The 19,602-nt window shown below is 69.6% G+C and carries 16 protein-coding genes; 10 read left to right on the forward strand and 6 right to left on the reverse strand.

Annotation, left to right across the window (positions count from 1 at the left end):
- The 5 genes from AC1DYD_RS19090 (at window position 1) to AC1DYD_RS19110 (ending at window position 7,378) form a co-directional block, all read left to right on the forward strand.
- Window positions 1–2,565 carry a spermidine synthase gene (locus tag AC1DYD_RS19090; RefSeq protein ID WP_478174319.1) on the forward strand — a complete coding sequence of 855 codons (2,565 nt, stop codon included), beginning with the start codon at window positions 1–3 and terminating at the stop codon, window positions 2,563–2,565.
- Window positions 2,566–2,674: 109 nt separating this feature from the next.
- A complete protein-coding gene (locus AC1DYD_RS19095; protein ID WP_478174320.1) occupies window positions 2,675–3,121 on the forward strand; it encodes a copper chaperone PCu(A)C in 447 nt (148 codons plus the stop codon).
- Window positions 3,122–3,251: 130 nt separating this feature from the next.
- The gene (locus AC1DYD_RS19100) at window positions 3,252–5,480 is read left to right on the forward strand and encodes a hypothetical protein (RefSeq protein WP_478174321.1); all 2,229 of its coding nucleotides are present in this window, start codon (window positions 3,252–3,254) and stop codon (window positions 5,478–5,480) included.
- Between the two features lie 81 nt (window positions 5,481–5,561).
- Entirely contained in the window at window positions 5,562–6,431 is an 870-nt protein-coding gene (locus tag AC1DYD_RS19105; RefSeq protein ID WP_478174322.1) for a peptidyl-prolyl cis-trans isomerase, read from the forward strand.
- On the forward strand, window positions 6,428–7,378 hold the full coding sequence (locus AC1DYD_RS19110; protein ID WP_478174323.1) for a HupE/UreJ family protein: 951 nt from the start codon (window positions 6,428–6,430) through the stop codon (window positions 7,376–7,378). The genes AC1DYD_RS19105 and AC1DYD_RS19110 overlap by 4 nt, the downstream gene beginning before the upstream one ends.
- 66 nt (window positions 7,379–7,444) lie before the next feature.
- Here the strand turns inward: AC1DYD_RS19110 and dnaE are convergent, their stop codons facing one another.
- Window positions 7,445–10,945 (reverse strand): DNA polymerase III subunit alpha, encoded by a 3,501-nt coding sequence (dnaE, locus tag AC1DYD_RS19115; RefSeq protein WP_478174324.1) that lies wholly within the window; start codon window positions 10,943–10,945, stop codon window positions 7,445–7,447.
- Between the two features lie 62 nt (window positions 10,946–11,007).
- Here dnaE and AC1DYD_RS19120 point away from each other — a divergent pair, with 62 nt between their 5' ends.
- Window positions 11,008–11,793 (forward strand): sulfurtransferase, encoded by a 786-nt coding sequence (locus AC1DYD_RS19120; protein ID WP_478174325.1) that lies wholly within the window; start codon window positions 11,008–11,010, stop codon window positions 11,791–11,793.
- 3 nt (window positions 11,794–11,796) lie between these two features.
- Here AC1DYD_RS19120 and AC1DYD_RS19125 read toward each other — a convergent pair whose 3' ends face one another.
- The 4 genes from AC1DYD_RS19125 to AC1DYD_RS19140 form a co-directional block, all read right to left on the reverse strand.
- A complete protein-coding gene (locus AC1DYD_RS19125) occupies window positions 11,797–12,711 on the reverse strand; it encodes a pirin family protein (protein WP_478174326.1) in 915 nt (304 codons plus the stop codon).
- A gap of 148 nt (window positions 12,712–12,859) precedes the next feature.
- The gene (locus AC1DYD_RS19130; RefSeq protein ID WP_478174327.1) at window positions 12,860–13,411 is read right to left on the reverse strand and encodes a flavodoxin family protein; all 552 of its coding nucleotides are present in this window, start codon (window positions 13,409–13,411) and stop codon (window positions 12,860–12,862) included.
- 149 nt (window positions 13,412–13,560) lie between these two features.
- Window positions 13,561–14,004: a DoxX family protein gene (locus AC1DYD_RS19135; RefSeq protein ID WP_478174328.1), complete on the reverse strand. Its 444-nt coding sequence runs from the start codon at window positions 14,002–14,004 to the stop codon at window positions 13,561–13,563.
- A 36-nt stretch (window positions 14,005–14,040) separates the two neighbouring features.
- Window positions 14,041–14,742 (reverse strand): pirin family protein, encoded by a 702-nt coding sequence (locus tag AC1DYD_RS19140; protein WP_478174329.1) that lies wholly within the window; start codon window positions 14,740–14,742, stop codon window positions 14,041–14,043.
- 183 nt (window positions 14,743–14,925) lie between these two features.
- Here AC1DYD_RS19140 and AC1DYD_RS19145 point away from each other — a divergent pair, with 183 nt between their 5' ends.
- The 4 genes from AC1DYD_RS19145 (at window position 14,926) to trmB (ending at window position 19,005) form a co-directional block, all read left to right on the forward strand.
- Window positions 14,926–15,837 carry a LysR family transcriptional regulator gene (locus AC1DYD_RS19145; protein ID WP_478174330.1) on the forward strand — a complete coding sequence of 304 codons (912 nt, stop codon included), beginning with the start codon at window positions 14,926–14,928 and terminating at the stop codon, window positions 15,835–15,837.
- Window positions 15,838–15,923: 86 nt separating this feature from the next.
- Window positions 15,924–16,994: an NAD(P)/FAD-dependent oxidoreductase gene (locus AC1DYD_RS19150; RefSeq protein ID WP_478174331.1), complete on the forward strand. Its 1,071-nt coding sequence runs from the start codon at window positions 15,924–15,926 to the stop codon at window positions 16,992–16,994.
- Between the two features lie 347 nt (window positions 16,995–17,341).
- On the forward strand, window positions 17,342–18,256 hold the full coding sequence (gluQRS, locus tag AC1DYD_RS19155; protein ID WP_478174332.1) for a tRNA glutamyl-Q(34) synthetase GluQRS: 915 nt from the start codon (window positions 17,342–17,344) through the stop codon (window positions 18,254–18,256).
- Window positions 18,226–19,005, forward strand: coding sequence for a tRNA (guanosine(46)-N7)-methyltransferase TrmB (gene trmB / locus AC1DYD_RS19160; protein ID WP_478174333.1), 780 nt, complete (start codon window positions 18,226–18,228; stop codon window positions 19,003–19,005). The genes gluQRS and trmB overlap by 31 nt, the downstream gene beginning before the upstream one ends.
- A gap of 8 nt (window positions 19,006–19,013) precedes the next feature.
- Here the strand turns inward: trmB and AC1DYD_RS19165 are convergent, their stop codons facing one another.
- Window positions 19,014–19,451, reverse strand: a complete 438-nt coding sequence (locus AC1DYD_RS19165; protein WP_478174334.1) for a hypothetical protein — start codon at window positions 19,449–19,451, stop codon at window positions 19,014–19,016.
- Window positions 19,452–19,602 lie beyond the last annotated feature (151 nt).

A 19,602-nucleotide genomic window follows, 5' to 3' on the forward strand; every position in this document is an offset into this window, starting at 1 on the left:
ATGCGCGATCGTGCCGCCCTGGGGCTGATGCTGGCCTCGGGCTTTGCCGGGCTCGGCTACCAGATCGTCTGGACGCAGCAATGCGCGCTGTGGCTGGGCCACGAATCGGCCGCGCTGCTGGCCGTGGTCGCGGCCTTCTTCGGCGGGCTCGCGGTCGGCGCCCTGGCCTTCGGGCCGCGGATCCACCGCAGCGCCCGGCCCGAGCGCTGGTACGCGGGCTGCGAGGCCGTGATCGCGCTGTGGAGCGTGGCGCTCGCGCTGCTGCTGGCGCCCGTCAGCCACGGCCTGCTCGATCTCACCGGCGTCCAGCCGGCGCGCGCCTGGCAATGGACCGTGGCCTTCTTCGGCACCTTCCTCGTGCTGCTGCCGGCCACCGCGGCGATGGGGGCGACGCTGCCGGCGATGGAGCGCGTGACGGCGCGCTGGAGCCCCGGCGGCGAGCGCATCGGAGCGCTGTACGCGTGCAACACCCTCGGCGCGGTGATCGGCGTCCTCGCCGCGGCCTTCTGGCTGGTGCCGGAATTCGGCCTGGCGCGCACGGCCGCCGTGTGCGCGGCACTCAACGTCCTGTGCGCGCTGGCGGCATGGCGGCTCTTTGCGCCGGGCGCCCGGCGCGCACCGCAGCCGCCGGGGCCGGCGGCCGAGCGCGGCGTGCTGGCGGTGCTGGCCCTCACCGGCCTGCTCGGCATCGGCTACGAGGTGCTGGTGGTCCGGGTGCTGAGCCAGGTCGCCGAGGACACGGTCTACACCTTCGCGCTGCTGCTGGCGGTCTACCTGGTGGGCAGCGCGCTGGGCGCGGCGGCGTACCAGCGCTGGCGCACGCGGGCCGGCGATCCGCAGCGGCTGCGTGACCGGCTGCTGTGCCTGCAAGCGGCCGCCTGCCTGCTCGGCACCCTGAGCCTGTGGGGGGCCGAGAGCGTCAGGGATGCGGTGCGGGAGGCACTGGGCCCGGGCATGGCCTCGGCGCTGGTCTCCGAGGCCGTGCCGGCGCTGCTCGCCTTCCTGCCGCCCACGCTGGTCATGGGCGCGCTGTTCAGCCATCTGCTGACGCAGGCGCGGGCGGCCCGCAACAGCTTCGGCCGCGCCCTGGGCTTCAACACGCTGGGCGCCGCGGCCGCGCCGCTGCTCTTCGGCGTGGCCGGGGTGCCGGCGCTGGGGCCGAAGGCCGCGCTGCTGGGGGTGGCGGCCGGCTATCTCGCGCTGGCGCTGCCGGGTGCTTTCAAGACGCCGGCCTTCGGGGCCGCGGCGGCGCCGTTCCTGGCGCTGGCGATCTTCGCGCCGCCGCTGGCCTTCATCGAGGTGCCCGAAGGCGGTCGCGTCGTCAGCTACCGCGAGGGCGCGATGGCCGCCGTGAGCGTGGTGGAAGATGCCGATGGCGTTGCGCGGCTGCGCATCGACAACCGCCAGCAGGAGGGCAGCAGCGCCTCGCTGGTGGCCGATGCGCGGCAGGCGCTGCTGCCGCTGCTGCTGCACGAGGCGCCGCGGCGCGCCCTGTTCCTGGGCCTGGGCACGGGCGTGACCGCCTCTTCGGCGGCCGAGGACCCGGCGCTCCAGGTCGATGCGGTGGAACTGCTGCCCGAGGTCATCGCGGCATCGGCGCACTTCACGCAGGCGTTCGCCCACGGCGGCACCGGCCACCGCCTGCACGCGATGGCCGCCGATGCCCGGCGCTTCGTGAGAACCAGCGCGGAGCGCTACGACGTCATCGTCGCGGACAACTACCACCCGGCGCGCAGCGGCACCGCATCGCTCTACACGGTCGAGCATTTCCGGGCCGTGCGGGAGCGCCTGACCGCGCATGGCGTGTTCTGCCAATGGCTGCCGCTGCACCAGCTCGACCTCGAGACCCTGCGCAGCATCGTGCGCGCCTTCGTGGCGGCCAACCCGGGCGGCTCGGCCCTGCTGGCCACCCACAGCCTGGAAACGCCGGTGCTGGGACTGGTCGCGCGGCGCGATGCCGGCCGCTTCGAGCTGGCCCGGCTGCGCGAGCGGCTGGCCGGCACCACGCTGCCGCAGCGGCTCGCCGATTTCGGGCTGGCCGACGCGTTCGGCCTGCTCGGCGGATTCGTCGCCGGCCCGGCGGCGCTGGCCCGCTTCGCCGGCGACGCGCCGCCCAACACCGACGACCGGCCGGTGGTCGGCTACCGGGCGCCGCGGATCACCTATGCACCCGACTCGCTGCCGCGCGACCGGCTGCTGGCGCTGCTGCGCGGACTCCGGATCGAGCCGGTCGAGCTGATCGATGCCGGCTCCGATGCCGCCTGGCCGCCTCGCCTGGCGGCCTATTGGGCCGCGCGCGACCGCTTCCTCGAAGCCGGCCAGGCCGTGCGGCCCTCGGCCGACGCGCAGCGCATGCTGGCGCAGGTGCGCCTGCCGCTGTTGTCGGTGCTGCAGACCAGCCCCGATTTCCGTCCTGCCTACGATCCGCTGCTGCGCATGGCGATGGCGCTGGGCCGCAACGATCCGCCGGAGGCCCGCGCCCTGCTGACCGAACTGATGCGGCTGCAGCCGGCGCGGCCCGAAGCGGCACAGGCCCTGGGCCGCCTCTCCGGCACGGCGCCCTGACGGCCTGTCCTGTCGCCAAGCTGTCACCCGGGTTTCCTAAGCTGTGCGGCCGCATGCACGGACCCGTCCGGGCCTTCGCGCAGCGGCCTTCCCTTCGGAGCCAGGAACCATGTATCCAGCCATCCCTCGGCGCGCCGTCCTGAACGCAGGCCTGGCGCTCGGTGCTTCTCTCGTCGTCCCCACCGCGCGGGCCTGCGAGTTCTTTGCCGGCCACCTCACGATCATTCACCCATGGACGCGCGCGTCGGCCGAGGGTGCCACCTCGGCCATCGTCTGCATGTCGTTCCAGGACGTCACGCAGACCGATCGCCTGATCGCAGCGAGCACACCGGTGGCCGAAGGCGCCGAATGGGGCGGCGAGGGCGAGCGCAAGACCATCGACTTCACGATCCAGGAAGGCCGGACCGCGGTGCTCAGCGAAACCGGCGTGCACCTGCGCCTGCTGGGATTGAAGCTCCCGATGGCGGTCGGACGGCAGTACCCGCTGACCCTCGAGTTCGCGCAGGCCGGCCCGATCCAGACGCAGCTGACGGTGGACTACGCGCGCTTCGCCTGAAGCGTCGCCTGTCATGGCGCAGTCACCGTGCGCCACTAGCCTCCAGCGGCTTGCGGATGAACCCGAAAGTTCATGCCGCCGGTCCCCCTCACCCGATTCCACGCACACCAACCCGTACGGAGCACCAGTGATGAATTTCGCCTTCACGAAGAACCGGCTCGCCCTCGCCGCCCTTGCGGCGACCGGCGTCACCGCGATGATGACCACACCGACCGCCGCGACGGCCGGCGGCAACGACAGAAAGTCCGGCACCTACGTGACGGGCGACTTCCACAACCACACCACCTGCTCGGACGGCTCGATCTCGATGCAGAAGCTGGTCAAGAAGGCCACCGACACCGTCGACACGCCCTGGGGCCTCGACTGGTTCGTGCAGGCCGGCCACGGCGGCAACGGCAACCGCAATTGCACCCTGGCCGAGGACGAGAGCCTGAGCACGCCGGCCTATCCGTTCACGGGTGCGGGCCCGACCACGACCTGGACCAACAGCATCGGTGCCGCCAACATCAAGGGGCTGAACGGCGGCGTCGGCGGCAACGGCAACATGTGGCGCTGGCAGTCGATCCAGGAGTTCCAGTACCCGCTGCTCGAGTACCTGGCGCGGCACAAGGACCTGCCGCTGTTCGCCGGCGTTGAATCGGTCGCCGCGGGCCATGAGCACGTCTCGACCACGGTCATCACCGGCCAGATGCCCCGATCGATCAACGCGGGCACGCTGCCGAACACCCCCGGCTACACGCCGCTGGGCAACGCCACGGCACTCGCGCAGTGGGAATACTGCTTCGACCGCGCCGATGCCGACACCAGCCGCGGCAACATCACCGGCACCAGCACCGGCAACAACTGGAACTGCTCGGTCACCGGCAGCCTGAACGCCGCCGACCCGAGCTGGAACGCCGCGGCGCAGAAGCTGATGCCCGCCGGCGGCACCGGCACCGGCACGCGGGGCCACCTGAAGACGGTCGAGGCCATGAAGTGGCTGGCCCAGAACCACCCGGACGGCAGCTACTACGTGCCCTCGCATCTGGAGCGCGCCGGCCCGTTCAATCCGGACGGCAACAACGGCTTCAACATCGAACACCTGCGCAACTTCAACAACGCGGCGCCCAAGACGGCCTTCGGCTTCGAGACCCAGCCCGGCCACCACGCCTCGTCCAATCGCGGCGAGTACTCGCCCAAGCGCAACAGCATCGGCGGCGTGCTGGTCGACTCGGTGGGCGGCACCACCTACGGCGGCACCGGCGTCTACGGCGCCCAGGTCGGCGGCGTCTGGGATGCGCTGCTCGGCGAAGGCCGCAACTTCTGGTTCTTCGCCAGCTCCGACTGGCACAACCGCGGCATCTTCGGCCCCGACGACCGCCGCTCGACGCAGGATTTCTTTCCCGGCGAGTACCAGCGCGACTTCGTGATGGTGAGCGACGGCGATCGCGACGATGAGCGCGAACGCGGCCAGGGCCGGGACAAGTCGAAGGGCGCGCTGACCCCGCAGGCGGTCGTGGACGGCCTGCGCAGCGGCAACAGCTTCACCACCACCGGCCAATTGATCGATCGCCTGGCGTTCGTGGCCTGTGCGTCCTATCCGCGCGGCCGCTCGACGCCGGCCCTCGACGCCGCGGGCAATGCGGTGGTGGAGGCGATGGCGACCGCCGCCGCGATGAAGAACACCAGCCTCGACCACGAGGAATGCGCCACCATGGGCCAAAAGCTGGTGGTGCGCCCGGGTGCGGAAATCATCGTCTCGGTGGTGGTCCGCAATCCGTCGGGCCCCAACTTCTCGCCCTACGCGTTCCCCAACCCGTCGCTGGCGCAGATCGGCGTGAACCAGCCGCTGAACAAGCCGGTGCTCGACCACGTCGACGTCATCCGCGGCATGGTCACGGGTTACAAGAACCCGAACGACCCGCTCAACTACGCGGGCGAGTGGCCGCGCGACTGGCTGAGCAACCCGAATCTCGCCAACGTGCCGGCGGCGGCCAAGAACACCAGCGCCTCGGTCATCAAGACTTTCAACGGCGCGAGCTGGAAAAGCAGCGGCGAATTCCACCGCATGACCTTCCGCCTGCCGGCACCGGTCACGGCCTCGCAGTACATCCGCCTGCGCGGCACCAACCTGCCGCCTGGCGTGCCGAACGAGACCGATGCCAACGGCAATCCGTTGGCCGACCTGGCGACCAATGCCGGCACCCCCGCCAACCTGGCCATCCCGTGCAGCCACGCGAGCTGCCCGGACCACCTGGCGGTGGTCGCCGGCCAGAAGTACGTCAGCTACGACGTCGCCGCCTGGTCCGACCTTTGGTTCTACAGCAATCCGATCTACGTCGAAGTCCGCGGCTCGACGCTGGTCGCCGGCGTCAAGTAAGCCCCTGCAGCCCGGGCGCCGCGCGGTCTCGCACCGCGCGGCGCCCGCGGCCTTTTCGTGTCCCGAAGCCGAGTCCCCGACATGTCCGCTCCTCCTCCCATCTCCGCCGACGGCGCCGACCGCGCCGCACCTTCGCCCCGCCCGGCATCGATGCCCGCCTGGCTGCGCGAACCGCTGCTGCACTTCGTCCTGCTGGGCGGCCTGTTGTTCGCGGTCGACCATTTCACCCAGACCCGCGCCGACGACCCGCGCCGCATCGTCGTCGACGCCGAGGTGGACGCGGAAGCGAAGAAGCTGTTCGCCGCCTCGCGCGGCCGCGAGCCCAACGCCGACGAGCTGAAGGCGCTGCGCGAGCGCTGGATCGACACCGAGGTGCTCTATCGCGAAGGCCTGGCGCTGCGCGTCGACCAGGGCGACAGCGCGATCCGCGAGCGCGTGATCTTCAAGGCGCTGAGCGTGGTCGACGCCGGCGTCAAGCTGCCGCCCTACGACGACCGGCTGCTGCGCGACTGGTTCGAGGCCCGGCGCGCCAAATACGACGAGCCGGCGCGCTTCGACTTCCAGGAAGCCGTGGTGTCGGCCGACACGCCCGAAACCGCGGTGCGCGCCTTCGTCGATGCCTTGAATGCCGGTGCCCCCGGCGACGCCAAGGCCGGGCTGCGGCTGTTCAAGCGCCGGCCGCGCGAGAACCTGGTCCAGAGCTACGGGCCCGAGTTCGCCAAGGCGCTCGAAGGCATGCCGGTCGGTGAATGGCGCGCCCTGCCGACCCAGGACGGCCTGCGCGCGATCCGGCTCGACGCGATCACGCCGCCGCAGCCGGCCGACTTCGAAGCGCTGCGCGGCGTGGTGCTGCAGGACTGGACCGATGCCACCCTGGCCGACCAGCGCACCGCCGCCGTGCGCGCACTGGGCCGGAAGTACCACGTGAAGATCGAGGGTGCGGCGCCATGAGGGCCTGGCTGCGCCCTCTGCTGCTGGCCGCGCTGGCACTGGGAGCGGGCGCCGCGAGCGCCCACGAAATGAGCATGGCCGAGATGGAGCTGCGCGAAATCTCGCGCGGCGAGTTTCTCTGGCAATGGACCGCCAGCGGCAACCGCCCGGCCAGCGAGGACCTCGCGCCGGTGTGGCCCGCCGGCTGTCGCGCCGACGAGAACACGGTGCGCTGCGGCGAGGCCGGATTGACCGGCACGCTGGCGATCGACGGCGTCGGCAAGCGCTATTCGGCCGCGCTGGTCAAGGTCTTCTGGGCCGATGGCCAATCGCGCGTCTACACCGTCACGGCGGGCCAGCCGACCGTCCAGCTGTACGGCTCGGCCGACGACAACCGCGGCATCGGACAGATCGCGTCGGCCTACACGCTGCTCGGCATCGAACACATCCTCACGGGCTGGGACCACCTGATGTTCGTCATCGGCCTGCTGTTCCTGGTCGGATTCAACCGCCGGCTGCTGCTCACGATCACCGCCTTCACAGTCGCCCACAGCCTGACGCTGGCGAGCAGCGCACTGGGCTTGCTGACCCTGCGGCCGCCGCCCGTGGAAGCCACGATCGCGCTGTCGATCATGCTGGTGGCCGGCGAGGCGCTGCGCCAGCGGCAGACGCTGGCGCGCCGCTGGCCGGCGCTGGTGGCCTTCCTGTTCGGGCTCGTGCACGGGCTCGGATTCGCCGGCGCGCTGAAGGAGATCGGGCTGCCCGACAACTACCTCTGGGTCGCGCTGCTCACCTTCAACGTCGGCGTCGAGATCGGTCAGCTGCTGACGGTCGCCGCGGCCTGGCTGCTGTACCTCGCGGCACGGCGCTGGCCCGCGATGCCGCAGGCGCGCCAGGCCACGCTGTATGTGATCGGCACGCTGGCCGCGTACTGGTCGTGCGCGCGCATCGCGACGATGCTGGGCTGAGTCCGGTGACGCGATTCATGGCGCTGCGCAAGTCACGGCAGGCCACGTCGTCGAACAACGACCGCCCTACTCGTAGACCACCGCCGCCGTGCCTGCATCCGCCTGCGCCATCCAGCTCGCCAGCGCCGCATCGGTCGGAAAGAACTTGGCGCGCTCGCCCAACTGCAACTCGACCTGTGCGCCGCCCCGGGCCATCGACAGGCGCACGCCCAGCCCCTGCTGCAGCTCGCCGTGCTCGCTCTGCTCGGTGCGCGGCGGGAAGTCATTCACCAGCCGCGCGATGTCCGGCGCCTTGCCGTTGACCGCCACGCGCAGGAACTTGCCGAAGCGGCAGCGCGCAGCCGCGAGCTCCCACACCTGCTGGACCTGGAAGCGGGCCTCGAAGCCGCCGCGCCCGGGCTGCAGGCGCCCGCTCACGATCACCAGTTCATCGTCCTTCAGCACATTGCGGTTGGCGTTGAACAGCGCCTCGTCGGCGGTGGCGTCGATGGCACCCGACTTGTCGTCGAGCTTGAAGATCGCCAGCCGTCCGCGCTGCCCGTTGATGACGCGGAAGTCGCTCACGATGCCGGCGATCACCTGCGGCTCGCGGCTGTCGAGCAGGTCGTCGATCTGCCGCTTGCAGAAGCGCCGCACCTCGTGCTCGACCTCGTCGAACAGGTGGCCCGAGAGGTAGAAGCCGACCGCGGTCTTCTCGTAGGTCAGGCGTTCCTTGACGCCCCAGGGCGTGGCGTCGACGAGGCCGGGCTCCTGCGTCGCCGAGCCGTGCTCGCAGTCGCCGAAGATGTCGACCTGCGCCACGTTGGCCTGGGTCGCGCTGGCGAACTCGAAGGCCCGGTCGACCGAGGCGATCAGCGAAGCCCGGTTCTGCTGCAGTGAGTCGAAGGCACCGGCCTTGATCAGTGCCTCGACCGTGCGCTTGTTGATGCGCTGGCGATCGACGCGCACGCAGAAATCGAACAGGCTGGTGAACGGACCGCCTTCCTCGCGTGCCTTGACAATCGCTTCGACCGCCAGCTGGCCCGTGCCCTTGACCGCGCCGAGCCCGTAGCGGATGACCTTGTCGTTGACCGGCTCGAAACGGTAGTTGCCGCGATTCACGTCCGGCGGCTCGAAGCTCATGCCGAAGTTCTTCTGCGCGTCCTCGAACAGCACCTTGAGCTTGTCGGTGTCGTCCATTTCGACGGTCATGTTGGCGCAGAAGAACTCGGCCGTGTAGTGGACCTTGAGCCAACCGGTGTGGTACGCCAGCAGCGAGTACGCGGCCGCGTGCGACTTGTTGAAGCCGTAGCCCGCGAACTTCTCCATCAGGTCGAAGATCTCGTCGGCCTTCTTCTGGTCGATGTCGTTCTTGGCCGCGCCCTTGCGGAAGATCTCGCGGTGCTCGGCCATCTCCTCGGCCTTCTTCTTGCCCATCGCGCGGCGCAGCAGGTCGGCGCCGCCGAGCGAGTAGCCGCCCAGGATCTGCGCGGTCTGCATCACCTGCTCCTGGTAGACCATGATGCCGTAGGTCTCGGACAGCATGTCGGCCACCAGCGGATGCGGATACTCGACCGGCTCGCGCCCGTGCTTGCGCGCCACGAAGCTCGGGATCAGGTCCATCGGGCCCGGCCGGTACAGCGCGTTGAGCGCGATCAGGTCCTCGAGCCGGGTCGGCCGCGCATCCTTCAGCATGCCCTGCATGCCGCGCGATTCGAACTGGAACACGGCCTCGGTCTTGCCTTCGGAGAACAGCTTGTACGTGGGCACGTCGTTGAGCGGAATGTTCTCGAAGGCGAAGTTTTCCTGGCCCTTGTGGCGCGCGACGATGAAGTCCTTGGCGATCTCGAGGATCGTCAGCGTCGCCAGGCCCAGAAAGTCGAACTTGACCAGGCCGACCGCCTCGACGTCGTCCTTGTCGTACTGGCTCACGGCCGAGTCGCTGCCGGGCTGCTGGTAGAGCGGACAGAAATCGGTGAGCTTGCCCGGCGCGATCAGCACGCCGCCCGCGTGCATGCCGATGTTGCGCGTCATGCCTTCGAGCTTCTGCGCCAGCTCGACCAGCATGCGGACTTCTTCTTCGCGCTCGATCCGGGCCGCGAGCTGCGGCTCCATCTCGATCGCGTAGTTGTTCTTGTCGTTCTCGGGCTTGGGCGACGGCGGATACTGGATCGTCACCGGCTGGCCGGGCTTGTTCGGGATCAGCTTGCTGATGCCGTCGCAGAACATGTAGCTCATGTCGAGCACGCGGCCGACGTCGCGGATCGCGGCGCGCGCGGCCATGGTGCCGAAGGTGGCGATCTGGCTCACGGCGTCGCGGCCGTACTTGTCCTTGACGTAGTCGATGACGCGGTCGCGGTTGCCCTGGCAGAAGTCGATGTCGAAGTCGGGCATCGAGACCCGCTCGGGATTCAGGAAACGTTCGAACAGCAGCTTGTATTCGAGCGGATCGAGGTCGGTGATCTTGAGCGCGTAGGCCACCAGCGAACCGGCGCCCGAACCCCGGCCCGGCCCGACCGGGCAGCCGTTCTTCTTGGCCCAGTTGATGAAGTCGCCGACGATCAGGAAGTAGCCCGGGAAGCCCATCTTCAGGATCGTGTTGATCTCGAACTCGAGCCGCTCGACGTAGCGCGGCCGCTCGGCATCGCGCTTCGCGGCATCGGGGTACAGGTGGGCGAGGCGCTCTTCGAGACCTTCGAAGGAAGCGACGCGGAAGTACGCCTCGATCGGCATGCCGTTGGGCGTCGGGAAATTGGGCAGCTGCGGCTTGCCGAGCACCAGCGTGAGGTTGCAGCGCTTGGCGATCTCCACCGTGTTGGCGAGCGCGCTCGGCACGTCGGCGAACAGTTGCGCCATCTCGGCCGACGACTTGAAGTACTGCTCGCGCGTGAACTTGCGCACCCGGCGCGGGTTGCCGAGGATCTCGCCCTCGGAGATGCAGACCCGCGCCTCGTGCGCCTCGTAGTCGTCGGCGGTGGCGAACTGCACCGGATGCGTCGCGACCACGGGCAGGCGCAGCCGTGCGGCGAGCTTGACTGCCGCGATCACGTGCGGCTCGTCTTCGGGCCTGCCGGCGCGCTGCAGCTCGATGTAGAAGCGATGCGGGAACAGGCCGGCGAGCTGCAGCGCGATCTCCGCGGCGCGCTCCTCCTGGCCCTGCAGCAGCGGCGCACCGAGCGGCCCGGCCTGCGCGCCCGAGAGCGCGATCAACCCGCCCTGCAATTCTTCGAGCCAGGCCAGCTTGCAGGCCGCCTGGGCCTGGCCGCGGCCGACGTTCTGCGTCCAGGCGCGCGCCAGCAGCTCGGACAGGTGCAGGTAGCCTTCCTTGTTCTGCACCAGCAGCACGATGCGCGTGAGGGTGCCGGGCTCGGCGCCCAGGCCTTCGACGAAGACCTCGGTGCCGAGCACCGGCTTGACGCCCTTGCCGCGCGCTTCCTTGTAGAACTTGACGGCGCCGAAGAGGTTGTTGAGGTCGGTGATCGCCAGCGAAGGCTGGCCGTCGGCGGCAGCGGCCTTGACGACTTCATCGATGCGGTTGGTACCGTCGACGACGGAAAACTCGGTGTGCAGGCGCAGGTGAACGAACATCCGGCCATTGTAGAAAAGGGCGCCTCCACGATGTGATGCGGGCATCCCTACAATCGCCCCCCGTGCAAGAAATATTGAATATCGCGGCTTACAAGTTCGTCGGCATCGCCGACGGCGCCGAGCTGCGCGACCACCTGCGAGCCCGCACGCATGCGCTGGCGCTCAAGGGCACCATCCTGCTCGCGCCCGAGGGCATCAACCTGTTCCTCGCCGGGGAAAAGGACCACGTCCACGCCTTCCTCGGCGAATTGCGCGCCGATCCGCGCTTCGCCGACCTCGAAGCCAAGGAAAGCTGGTCGCAGGCGCAGCCGTTCCGGCGCATGCTGGTCAAGCTGAAGCGCGAGATCATCCGCATGGACCACCCGGCGATCCAGCCGGCCGCGGGCCGGGCGCCTGGCGTGGATGCACCGACCCTCAAGCGCTGGCTCGACCAGGGGTACGACGATGCCGGAAAGCCCATCGCCCTGCTCGACACGCGCAATGCCTTCGAGGTCGATCACGGCACTTTCGATGGCGCGATCGACTGGCGGATCAGCAAGTTCACCGAGTTTCCGAAGGCGCTGACCCAGCATGTGGAAGCGTTCGCCGGCAAGACGGTCGTGAGCTTCTGCACCGGCGGCATCCGCTGCGAGAAAGCCGCGATCCTGATGCGCGAGGCCGGCGTTTCCGACGTGCTGCAGCTCGAAGGCGGCATCCTGAAGTACTTCGAGCAGGTCGGCGGCGCGCACTACCACGGCGAGTGCTTCGTGTTCGATGGCCGCGAGTCCCTGGCGCCCGACTTGAGCGCGCGTTCGAACCGTGCCAGCGCCCGGGCGTCCGAAGACCCCGATCTGGCCCGGAAGAGCTGAAGCTCAGACCGGCGTGCTGCCGGTGTCGGCCGGCGCCTGCACCTGGAACGGGTGCCCCGGCAGCGGGATGAATTCGGTCTCGCCGGGCACCTGTCCCAGGCGCTGGGCGGCCCACTCGGCGCCGGCTTCGAGAATGCGCTCGCGCCGGCTCGAGACGAAGTTCCAGGTGATGAAGCGCGGCCCGTCGAGCGGCTCGCCGCCGATCACCACCAGCCGCACGGCGCCCTGCGCCGTCAGCACGCCGCCCTGGCCTTCGGGCAGCATCGCCATGCTGTGCTGCGCGACGGCTTCGCCATCGAGCGCGATGTCGCCATCGACCGGATAGACCGCGAGTTCGGGCGCCAGCGCCGGCAACTCGAAGCGCGCGCCGGCCGGCAGCGCGATGTCCAGATAGAGGGTCCTGGAAAAGGTCGCGACCGGCGAACGAAGGCCGAAGGCCTCGCCGATCAGCACCCGGACCGGCACGCCCTGCACCTCGAGGGCCGGGATGTCCGCCGCCGCGGTGTGCGTGAAGCTGGGCTCGGCCTCTTCGTGGGCCTGCGGCAGGGCCGCCCACAACTGCAGGCCGTGGTTCACGTAGGTCGCTTCGAGCAGCGCTTCGGGTTTGCGCTCCGAATGCACGATGCCGCGCCCCGCGGTCATCCAGTTGATGGCGCCGGGGCGGATTTCCTGCACGCTGCCGAGGCTGTCGCGATGCATCATCGCGCCCTCGAAGAGATAAGTGACCGTCGCCAGTCCGATGTGCGGATGCGGGCGCACGTCATGCTCGGAGCCGGGTGTCTCGGTCGCCGGTCCGAAATGGTCGAAGAACACGAAGGGCCCGACCGAGCGGCGCCTGGCCGCCGGCAACAGCCGCCGCACCTTGAAGCCGCCGCCCAGGTCCTTGTCGTGCGCTTGGAGCAGAAGCGGTGCGGTCATCGTGATTCCTCGGTGAAGGGTTGCGTTTCAGTGGTCCACCCCATGAACCCGGCACGGGTCCATTCCAGGGATACCGCGGAACCGGCTTCGCCGGGCCGCTGGTATCGCCCCCTCGAGGGGGCAGCGCCGCAGGCGCTTCGGGGGTGTTTCATTTCAGTGATCTTGCCACCGCGGCCACCCGTTCGCCAAATGCGCGTGCGGTGTCGAGGTCGCCGCGGGCCATCTCGGCCGGGCTGGCGTCGGAGGGCGAGGTGGTCAGCAGGCCGTTGTAGCCGCCGACGTAGTTGATCGCATCGCGCGTCGCCGCCTTGTGGTTGCTCGGCATCAGTCCCAGGCTGACCCAGAGGCCGCTGTGCTGCATGGCGAGGTGCCACAGGTAGGTCAGCGTGGCGTCCTTGTCGCCGTTCATCGCGGCGCTGTTGCTGAAGCCCGCGAACAGCTTGTCCTTCCAGCCCTGGACGTACCAGACCTTGGAAGAGGCGTCGGCGAACTTCTTGAACTGCCAGCTCGGCCCGCCCATGTAGGTCGGCGAGCCCATGATGATCGCGTCCGCCGCGGCGAGCATCTCCCAGCCTTGGGCCGGAAGATTGCCGTCGGCATCGATCGCCAGCAACTGGGCATCCGCGCCGTCGGCCACCGCCTGCGCAACGCGCTGCGTGTGGCCGTAGCCCGAATGAAAAACGACAACGATGTCGGCCATCAGATTTCCCCGTCTCAATAACTGACGCGCATCGTACGCAATGCCCGGCCGGCGCAGCCAGGCCTATTGGTGAATCGCCGGGCCGCTGGTGTTGCCCCCGGTAGGGGGTGGGCGCCCGGACACGAAGTGCCGGGCAACCTGGGGGCGAGCTACTTCTTATCGATCGAGAAACGACCGGCGCCGAGCGCGGCGATAGCAAGCAGGCCACCGGCGATCGCGATGTTCTTGAAGAACATCAGCTGGTTGATGTACGCCTTGTCGGCGGGCATGGCCCAGTAGTTGTGGAAGAACACAGCCGTCGCGACCGTGAACACGGCCAGCACGATCGACACGATGCGCGTCTTGTAGCCGACCAGCAGCAACAGGCCGAGACCCAGTTCCACAACGATCGCGATGACTGCGCCGAGTTGCGGCAAGGGCAGGCCGACGGCGCCGATGTAGCCGACGACGCCGGCAAAGCCGCTGATCTTGCCGAAGCCGGCGGGCACGAAGAGCAAGGCGATCAGCACGCGGCCGAGCAGCGCGAGCGAATCCTGGGTAGCGCCGGTGGTGGCCGCAACGGCGTAGGACGATGCGGTGGTGGTGGTGGACATGGGATGAACTCCTCTAGGTTGAAAAAAAAGTGAACTTCAGGCGGCAAGATCGAACACGAGCACTTCGGCATCCTTGGCGGCGCCGAGGGTCAGCCGGCTTTCGCCTTCGAGCAAGGCCGCATCACCCGTAGCGAGCTTCGTGCCATTGGCCTCGAGTTCGCCGCGCACCAGGTGCACGTAGCTCTTGCGCTGGGGGTCCAGCGCCAGGCTGGCTTGTTCGTCGCCATCGAGCAGGCCTGCGAACAGGCGCGCATCGGCATGCACCCGCACCGAACCCTCGGCACCGTCGGGCGACGCGACCAGCCGCAGCTTGCCGCGCTTCTCCTCGACCGGGAAGGTCTTCTGCTCGTAGCTCGGGGCGATGCCGCGGACGTTCGGCTCGATCCAGATCTGCAGGAAATGCGTGGTCTCGTCGGCCTTGTGGTTGAACTCGCTGTGCATCACGCCGCGGCCGGCGCTCATGCGCTGGACATCGCCGGGCGGGATCGATTCCACGTTCCCCATGCTGTCCTTGTGCGCCAGTTCGCCGGACAGCACGTAGCTGATGATCTCCATGTCCTTGTGGCCATGGGTGCCGAAACCGGCGCCCGCGGCGACGCGGTCTTCGTTGATCACGCGCAGGTTGCCATAGCCCATGTGGGCCGGATCGTAGTAACCCGCAAAGGAGAAGCTGTGGAAGGAGCGCAGCCAGCCGTGATCGGCATAACCGCGTTCCTGGGATTTACGGACTTTCAACATCGTCGAACTCCTGCCCTCTCGTGAAGGGCCTTTCGAAATGCCGCGCCCTGTGCGCAGCGGATGGCTGAACTTTAGGGCTGACCCCCGCCGCGAAAAGCAATGCCGTTTGATGGCATCATTCAATTTTTTTGATCGATCATGAGGCCTACCGCGCGCGAAGTTTTGACGCCTGACGCACTGTCGATGCTGCAAACCGTGGCCAGCACAGGCAGTTTCGCCGCCGCGGCACGCGCCCTCCATCTCGTGCCCAGTGCGCTGAGCTACCGGGTGCGGATGATCGAAGACGCCCTCGACGTGCTGCTTTTCGACCGCAGCGGCCGCCAGGCGCGGGTGACGGAAGCCGGCGTCGAACTGCTGCGTGAGGCCACCCGCCTGCTCGGCGAGATCGATGCGCTCGCCAACCGGGTCAAGCGCGTCGCCACGGGCTGGGAGCCGATGCTGACGATCGCGGTCGACAGTGTCATCGCGCGCGATCCGCTGCTCGACCTCGTCAGTGCGTTCTACGCGCTCGACCCGCCGACCCGGCTCAAGCTGCGCGACGAGACGCTGCTGGGCACGATCGAGGCGCTGACGAGCGGAGAAGCCGATCTCGCGGTCGGCGCCGTGCTCGATGCGGCCAGCCTCGCCTTCACCGCGACCGGCATCCGCACCCGACCGCTGGGCAAGCTGGCCTTCGTCTATGCGGTGGCGCCGCACCATCCCCTGGCGCGCATCGACGTGCCCTTGAGCGACGAGGTGCTGCGCCAGCACCGCGCGGTGGCGGCGGCCGACTCCTCGCGCGCCGGTCCCAGCATGACGGTCAACCTCGTCGGCGGCCAGGACGTGCTGACGGTGCCGACGATGCAGGCCAAGCTGGCCGCGCAATTGCACGGACTGGGCGGGGGGTTCCTGCCCGAGCCGATGGCGCGGCCCTATATCGACGCCGGACATCTCGTCGAGCGAAAGACCGAACGCGTCGCGCCGCTGGCCACCATGCACTGCGCCTGGCGCGTGCGCAGCGCCGGCAGCCCGGGTCGCGCGATGCAGTGGTGGCTCGAGCGCTTCGAGAACGAAGGCACCCGCCGCGCCTTGCTCGAGCGCCACCGGGGCAGGTGACGGGCCTCTTCCTGTCAAGCGTCAGGCGGCCACCCCCTCCAACCCGGTTAGAGTCACATGGACTGCCACCCGACAAAGAGACCGCCATGACACCCCGACCCGTTGCCGACCGCCACCGATCCTCCGCCTCGCGCCACTACGCCGTCATCGGCGCCGGCATCGCCGGCGTCGCCTGCGCCCGAACGCTGCTGCAGGCCGGCCACCGCGTGACCGTGTTCGAGCGCGAAGCCGCCGCCGGCGGCCGCATGGCCAGCGAGGCGACGCCCTTCGGCCGCTTCGACAGCGGCGCGCAATACTTCACGGTGCGCGATCCGCGCTTCGCGCGCGTGCTGGAAACCAGCCCGCAAGTCTGCAAGCCCTGGAGCGCCAACCTCGTGCGCGTGCTCGACGCCCATGGCCGCGTCGCCGAGGCCGCCCTGCCCGCGCGCGAGCCGCACTTCGTCGCCCAGCCCGGGATGGATGCGCTGGTCGCCCACTGGGCCCAGCCGTTGGGCGACTCGCTGCTGACGCGCACCCAGGTGACGGCCATCGAGCGCGATGCACTCGATGGCAAGCGCTGGCAGTTGCGCACCGCCGGCGCCGACGATTCGCAGCATGTCTATTCCGGCCTCGACGCGGTGCTGCTCGCGGTGCCGCCGGCGCGCGCACGTGCCCTGCTCGGCAACGGAAATCTGTCGGCGGAACTGAGCCGCAAGATCGAGGCGGTTCGCATCGCGCCCTGCTGGACCCTGATGATCGCCTTCCCCCAGGCCAACCAACCCACGCTGTCGCACCTGGGCCCGCAATGGAACGCCGCTCGCAGCACCCACCATCGCGTGGCCTGGCTGGCGCGCGAGTCGTCCAAGCCCGGCCGCGACCCGATCGAGCGCTGGACGCTGCAGGCCAGCGCCGCCTGGTCGCAGGAACACCTGCGCGACGACGCCGCGCGGGTCCAGGCCAAGCTGCTGCGCGCCTTCGCCGAGATCACCGGCATCCGCGCCGCGCCCTCGCACGCGCAGGCGCGCTGCTGGCCCGAAGCGCAGACCCAGGTGCCGGTGGCCAAGCCGCACCTGTGGGACGCCAAGGCACGCCTGGGCATCGCCGGCGACTGGTGCACCGGCCACCGGGTCGAGGATGCCTTCCTCTCGGGCCTGACGCTGGCGCTCAAGGTGGCCTGAAATGAAACACCCCCCGAAGCGCCTGCGGCGCTTCCCCCCTCAAGGGGGGCGATACCGGCGGCCCGGCAAAGCCGGTTCCGCGGTATCCCTGGTATCGGACTGCGCCGGTTTCATGGGTCGTGGGTCGCGCACCGCGCGGTGGAGCAACTGAAATGAAACACCCCCCGAAGCGCCTGCGGCGCTTCCCCCCTCAAGGGGGGCGATACCRGCGGCCCGGCRAAGCCGGTTCCGCGGTATCCCTGGCATCGGRCTGCGGCGGTTTCATGCGTCGTGGGTCGCTGCTCCCCCGAGGAGGCCGCAGCCGCCTTGGGCGGCCCGGCGGCGTCTGAGCTGCCTGTCGCGGGGCGATGATCCGGATCGGCCGTTTCGCGCCCTCGCCGACCGGGCCGCTGCATGCCGGCTCGCTGGTCGCGGCGCTCGCCAGCTGGCTCGATGTGCGGGCCCGCGGTCCGCGAGCGCGCTGGCTGGTGCGGATCGAGGATGCCGACACCGAGCGCTGCCTGCCCGGCATGGGCGAGCGCATCTTGGCGCAGCTCGCCGCCTGTGGCCTGCGGCCGGATGCCCCGCCGGTATGGCAGACCCGCCGCACCGGCCTCTACCAGGACGCGCTCGACCGGCTCGTTGCCGCGCGCTGGGCCTACCCCTGCGGCTGCTCGCGCAAGGACATCGAGCAGGCGCTGGCCGAACGCGGCATGGCGCACGCGCGGCATGGCGAGCGGGTCTACCCCGGCACCTGCCGCGATGGCCTGCACGGCAAGCCGGCACGCGCCTGGCGCTTCGCCGCCTCGCGCTTCGAGGCCACCCAGGACGGCGCGCTGCTGCGGTGGCACGACCGCCGCCTCGGGAGCCGGCAGCAGGCGGTCGCCAGCGAGGTCGGCGACTTCGTGCTCAAGCGCGCCGACGGCCCCTGGGCCTACCAGCTCGCGGTGGTGGTCGACGACGCCGAGCAGGGCGTGACCGACGTGGTGCGTGGCGAAGACCTGGCGGACAACACGGCACGCCAGATCCTGTTGCAGCGGGCACTCGGGATCGCGTCGCCGAGCTACCTGCACACACCGCTGGTGCTGGCCGCCGACGGCGACAAGCTGTCCAAGCAGAACGGCGCCGCAGCGCTGGCCACGGCGACGCCGGCCGAGGCGCTGGCCGCGCTTCAGGCCGCTGCGCAGGTGCTCGGCCTGCGACCGGGCGGCGCCGCGACGGCAGCCGAAGCGCTCGCCTCCTGGATCGGCGAATGGCGCGATCTCTACAATCCGCCGCCGTGACTTCCAGTTCTCCCAACGACCTCCCCGCCGACCCGCCGGCCGCCGCGCCCCCGGGCGACAAACCCACCGGCGAGGCGCATCCGCTGCACCGCCGCCTGAAGAGCTTCGTCAAGCGCGGCGGCCGAACCACCGAAGGCCAGGCCCGCGCCTACGAGCAATTCGGCCCGCAGTTCCTGCTGCCCTACCGCGCCGAAAGGCTGGATTTCGGCGCCGCCTTCGGCCGCCAGGCGCCGACCGTGCTCGAGATCGGCTTCGGCATGGGCGAGGCGACGGCGCACATCGCGGCGCTGATGCCCGAAAAGAACTTCCTTTGCTGCGAGGTGCACGAGCCGGGCGTCGGCGCGCTGCTCAAGCGCATCGGCGAGCAGCAGTTGCAGAACATCCGCATCTGCGCCCACGATGCGGTCGACGTGCTCGACCACATGCTGCCGCCCGCTTCGCTGGCGGGCGTGCACGTGTTCTTCCCCGACCCGTGGCACAAGACCCGGCACAACAAGCGCCGCCTGATCCAGCCGCCCTTCGTGCGCAAGCTGGCCGACCGGCTGGCGCCTGGCGGCTACCTGCACTGCGCCACCGACTGGCAGCCCTACGCCGAGCAGATGCTCGAGGTGCTGTCGGGCGAACCGCTGCTGCGCAACACCGCGGCCGCCTATGCGCCCAAGCCGGACTACCGGCCGCTGACCAAGTTCGAGAACCGCGGCCTGAAGCTGGGCCACGGGGTGTGGGACGTGGTGTTCGAACGCCGCTGATTCGGTGCTCAGTGCGTCAAGGTGGGCAACTGGTCCGCCGGCGTCGGCGCCAGACCCTGGGCCTGCGGCAGGTTCTTCTGCGCCGCCATCACGAGTGCCGCGCGATAGGCCGATCGGCTGGCGATCTTGGTGTGCGTGATCAGGGCCCGCCATTCGCGCTCGAGTTCCGGGTCGCTGCGGTCGCCGCGGCGGTTCAGCAGCGCCTGGCTGACGTCGACCAGGGCCGCGGCCGAGCTCAGGCAGATGTTGACCGCGGTCTGGGCGGCACTGGCCCTGAATCGCTGCTCCTCGGTCTGTGCGGCGGTATGGAGGGCCTCCAGCGGCAGGTTGGCGGTCGGGCCCAGATAAGGTGCACCCTGAAGCTGGCTGTCGGCGTGGGCCAGCACTTTTTCGATGGCCACCAGCGCGCTTTCCAGCAGCGCGATTTCAGTTGAGGTTTGCTTCATTTCATCCATCCGGAACGATTCCGGTTCAGGCGGAATATTGACACTGGAAGGCACTTTGCCCCTGTGCAAAAAGCCACAACTCAAATACAAAAGTTAACAGATCTGGAGCCATGCGGCCGTCCGTCGGACAGCGATTGCTGCCGCCCGGAAG

This window comes from Variovorax sp. P4_B11, from assembly GCF_056402355.1.

What these genes read in the sequence shown, in the direction of transcription:
- AC1DYD_RS19150 (WP_478174331.1), top strand. Translation starts at nt 15,924, where the DNA reads ATGACACCCCGACCCGTTGCCGACCGCCACCGATCCTCCGCCTCGCGC.
- trmB (WP_478174333.1), top strand. Translation starts at nt 18,226, where the DNA reads ATGGCGCGATCTCTACAATCCGCCGCCGTGACTTCCAGTTCTCCCAAC.
- AC1DYD_RS19100 (WP_478174321.1), top strand. Translation starts at nt 3,252, where the DNA reads ATGAATTTCGCCTTCACGAAGAACCGGCTCGCCCTCGCCGCCCTTGCG.
- AC1DYD_RS19105 (WP_478174322.1), top strand. Translation starts at nt 5,562, where the DNA reads ATGTCCGCTCCTCCTCCCATCTCCGCCGACGGCGCCGACCGCGCCGCA.
- AC1DYD_RS19130 (WP_478174327.1), bottom strand. Translation starts at nt 13,411, where the DNA reads ATGGCCGACATCGTTGTCGTTTTTCATTCGGGCTACGGCCACACGCAG.
- AC1DYD_RS19145 (WP_478174330.1), top strand. Translation starts at nt 14,926, where the DNA reads ATGCTGCAAACCGTGGCCAGCACAGGCAGTTTCGCCGCCGCGGCACGC.
- AC1DYD_RS19140 (WP_478174329.1), bottom strand. Translation starts at nt 14,742, where the DNA reads ATGTTGAAAGTCCGTAAATCCCAGGAACGCGGTTATGCCGATCACGGC.
- AC1DYD_RS19135 (WP_478174328.1), bottom strand. Translation starts at nt 14,004, where the DNA reads ATGTCCACCACCACCACCGCATCGTCCTACGCCGTTGCGGCCACCACC.
- AC1DYD_RS19090 (WP_478174319.1), top strand. Translation starts at nt 1, where the DNA reads ATGCGCGATCGTGCCGCCCTGGGGCTGATGCTGGCCTCGGGCTTTGCC.
- AC1DYD_RS19165 (WP_478174334.1), bottom strand. Translation starts at nt 19,451, where the DNA reads ATGAAGCAAACCTCAACTGAAATCGCGCTGCTGGAAAGCGCGCTGGTG.
- AC1DYD_RS19125 (WP_478174326.1), bottom strand. Translation starts at nt 12,711, where the DNA reads ATGACCGCACCGCTTCTGCTCCAAGCGCACGACAAGGACCTGGGCGGC.
- AC1DYD_RS19110 (WP_478174323.1), top strand. Translation starts at nt 6,428, where the DNA reads ATGAGGGCCTGGCTGCGCCCTCTGCTGCTGGCCGCGCTGGCACTGGGA.
- AC1DYD_RS19095 (WP_478174320.1), top strand. Translation starts at nt 2,675, where the DNA reads ATGTATCCAGCCATCCCTCGGCGCGCCGTCCTGAACGCAGGCCTGGCG.
- gluQRS (WP_478174332.1), top strand. Translation starts at nt 17,342, where the DNA reads ATGATCCGGATCGGCCGTTTCGCGCCCTCGCCGACCGGGCCGCTGCAT.
- dnaE (WP_478174324.1), bottom strand. Translation starts at nt 10,945, where the DNA reads ATGTTCGTTCACCTGCGCCTGCACACCGAGTTTTCCGTCGTCGACGGT.